The 2,927-nt window shown below is 74.0% G+C and carries 1 protein-coding gene and 1 pseudogene; both read left to right on the top strand.

The genetic code is table 11. The features are described 5' to 3' along the window. Window positions 1-908: beta-ketoacyl reductase (locus ACFXAM_RS38400; RefSeq protein WP_380298547.1), on the top strand; the 908-nt coding region annotated here is incomplete at its 5' end. A 91-nt stretch (window positions 909-999) separates the two neighbouring features. Further along, window positions 1,000-2,927 (top strand): annotated as a pseudogene (locus ACFXAM_RS38395) (type I polyketide synthase); the annotation flags it as partial.

Here is a 2,927-nt window from a genome sequence, read left to right as displayed (position 1 = left end):
CGGCGGGGGTGTTCGGCAGTGCGGGGCAGGGCAACTACGCGGCGGCGAACGCCTTCCTGGACGCGCTCGCGCAGCGGCGCCGGGCGGCCGGGCTGGCGGCGGTGTCGATGGCCTGGGGCCTGTGGGCCGAAGGCAGCGACATCACCGGCCGGATGACGGAGGCCGACCGCGCCAGGATGGCCCGCGGCGGAGTCCTGCCGCTCGCCACCGAGGAAGGGCTGGCACTCTTCGATGCGGCGCTGAGCCAGGACGGGACGACCGTCGTGCCGGTGCGCCTGGACCCGGCGGGCCTGCGGGCGCAGGCCGCGGCGGGGTCGCTGCCCGCGCTGCTGCGGGGCCTGGTGCGGGTGCCGGTCCGGCGGGCGGCCGCGAGCGCGGCGCCGGGCGGGGCGGCCACGCTGTCCGCACGGCTGACCGGCCTGCCCGAGGCCGACCAGCGCAAACTGCTGCTGGACGTGGTCTGCGAGCACGTGGCGTCGGTCCTGGGACTCGCCTCACCCCAGGCGGTGCGTCCCGACCGGCAGTTGCGCGAGCTCGGCTTCGACTCGCTCACGGCCGTCGAACTGCGCAACCGCCTGGCCGCGGCCAGCGGACTGCGGCTGCCGCCGACGCTGATCTTCGACTACCCGACGCCCAACGAGGTCGCCGAGTACCTGCGGGCCGAGTCCGCGCCGGCGGCGCCCGGTGTCGGCGAGCTGCTCGCCGAACTCGACGGCCTGGAAGCAGCGTTGCGGACGGCGGCACCGGACGGTGAAGGCCGTACGGCGGTCGCCGCGCGGCTGCGGGCGCTGGCCGCGCTGTGGACGGACGCCGCTCCGGCCGAGGGCACCGACGTCGCCGAGGAACTCGGCGCCGCGACCGACGACGAGATGTTCGACTTCATCGGCAAGGAGTTCGGCATCTCCTGACCCCCCGGAGAGTTGGCGGCCAACTCCCGTTCCCCACAACGAATCTGCCGGATTCCGGCTCCACGCGACGTCTGCAAGAGGGTGGCCTCAGGTGAACAACGAGGAAAAGCTCCGCTACTTCCTCCGGCGAGTGACCGCGGACCTGCACGAGGCCCGCGAGCGGCTCCAGCGGATCGACGACTCCCAACAGGAGCCGATCGCGATCGTGGCGATGAGCTGCCGGTACCCCGGCGGCGTCACATCGCCCGAGGACCTCTGGCGCCTGCTGGCGGACGGCCGTGACGCGATCACGGAGTTCCCCACCGACCGCGGCTGGGACCTGGAGGCGCTCTACGACCCCGACCCCGACACGCGGGGCACCAGCCACGTCCGTGAGGGCGGGTTCCTCGCCGGAATCGACCGCTTCGACGCCGGCCTCTTCGAGATATCGCCGCGCGAGGCCCTCACCATGGACCCGCAGCAGCGGCTGCTGCTGGAGACCTCCTGGGAGGCCTTCGAGCGGGCGGGGATCGATCCGACCTCGCTGCGCGGCAGCCGGACCGGCGTGTTCGCCGGGGTGATGTACCACGACCACTCGGCCGTCCTCCAGCAGGCGGTCGAGGACGTCGAGGGCTACATCGGGACGGGCAGTGCGGCCAGCGTCGTCTCGGGTCGGGTGGCGTACACCTTCGGCCTGGAGGGGCCGGCGGTGACGGTCGACACGGCGTGCTCGTCCTCGCTGGTGGCCCTGCACCTGGCGGTGCAGGCGCTGCGGCAGGGCGAGTGCACGCTCGCGCTCGCCGGTGGGGTCACCGCGATGGCCAACCCGACGGCGTTCGTGGACTTCAGCCGTCAGCGCGGCCTGGCCGCCGACGGCCGTTGCAAGCCGTTCGCGGCGGCGGCGGACGGCACCGGGTGGGCCGAAGGGGTCGGCGTCCTGCTGCTGGAGCGGCTCTCCGACGCGCGGCGCCACGGTCACCGGGTGCTGGCGGTGGTGCGGGGCAGCGCGGTGAACCAGGACGGCGCGTCCAACGGTCTGACGGCGCCGAACGGGCCGTCGCAGCAGCGGGTGATCCGCCAGGCGCTGGCCAACGCCGGACTGTCGGCGGCCGACGTGGACGTGGTGGAGGCGCACGGCACGGGCACGACCCTCGGCGACCCGATCGAGGCGCAGGCGCTGCTGGCCACCTACGGCCAGGACCGGGAACGGCCCTTGTGGCTGGGCTCGTTGAAGTCGAACCTCGGTCACACCCAGGCGGCGGCAGGGGTCGGCGGCGTCATCAAGATGGTGCAGGCGCTCCAGCACGAGTGGCTGCCGAAGACCCTGCACGTGGACGAGCCGACGCCGCACGTGGACTGGTCGGCGGGTGCGGTGGACCTGCTGACCGAGCCGGTGGCCTGGCCGGCGGGCGAGCGGCCGCGCCGCGCCGCCGTCTCCTCGTTCGGCTTCAGCGGGACCAATGCGCACGTCATCGTCGAGCAGGCCCCGGAGTCCGACGAGGCGGACGCCTCCGCACCGGTTCCGCTGCCGGTGGCCGAGCTGCCGGCTCCCGTGCTGCTGACGGCGAAGAGCCCTTCGGCGCTGCGCGACCAGGCCGTGCGGCTTCTCGCCCACCTGGAGGCCGACCCCGGGCTCACGGTCGCGGATCTCGGCTTCTCCACCGCGACGACACGGGCCGCCCTCGACCACCGGGCGGCGATCGTCGCGGTGGACCGTGCGGACCTGCGCGAGTCCTTGGACGCGCTGGTACGGGACGAGCCGGTCGCGGGCGTGGTCACCGGGGCGGTGGCCCCTCGGAGCCTGGTCGCGCTGCTCTTCTCGGGGCAGGGGAGTCAGCGGCTGGGGATGGGGCGTGAGCTGCACGCGTCGTTCCCGGTGTTCGCGAAGGCGTTCGACGAGGTCTGTGAGGCGGTGGGCTTTCACCTCGAACGGCCGCTGCGGGAGGTGGTGTTCGGCGAGGACGCGGAGCTGCTGGCGCGCACGGAGTTCACCCAGCCGGCGCTGTTCGCGATCGAGGTGGCGCTGTTCCGGCTGGTGGA

Origin of the sequence: Kitasatospora sp. NPDC059462 (genome assembly GCF_042749955.1) — a bacterium.
Taxonomy (GTDB): Bacteria; Actinomycetota; Actinomycetes; order Streptomycetales; family Streptomycetaceae; genus Kitasatospora.
The sequence above is the reverse complement of the archived record's forward strand: the minus strand, read 5'-3'. Positions and strand labels throughout refer to the sequence as shown.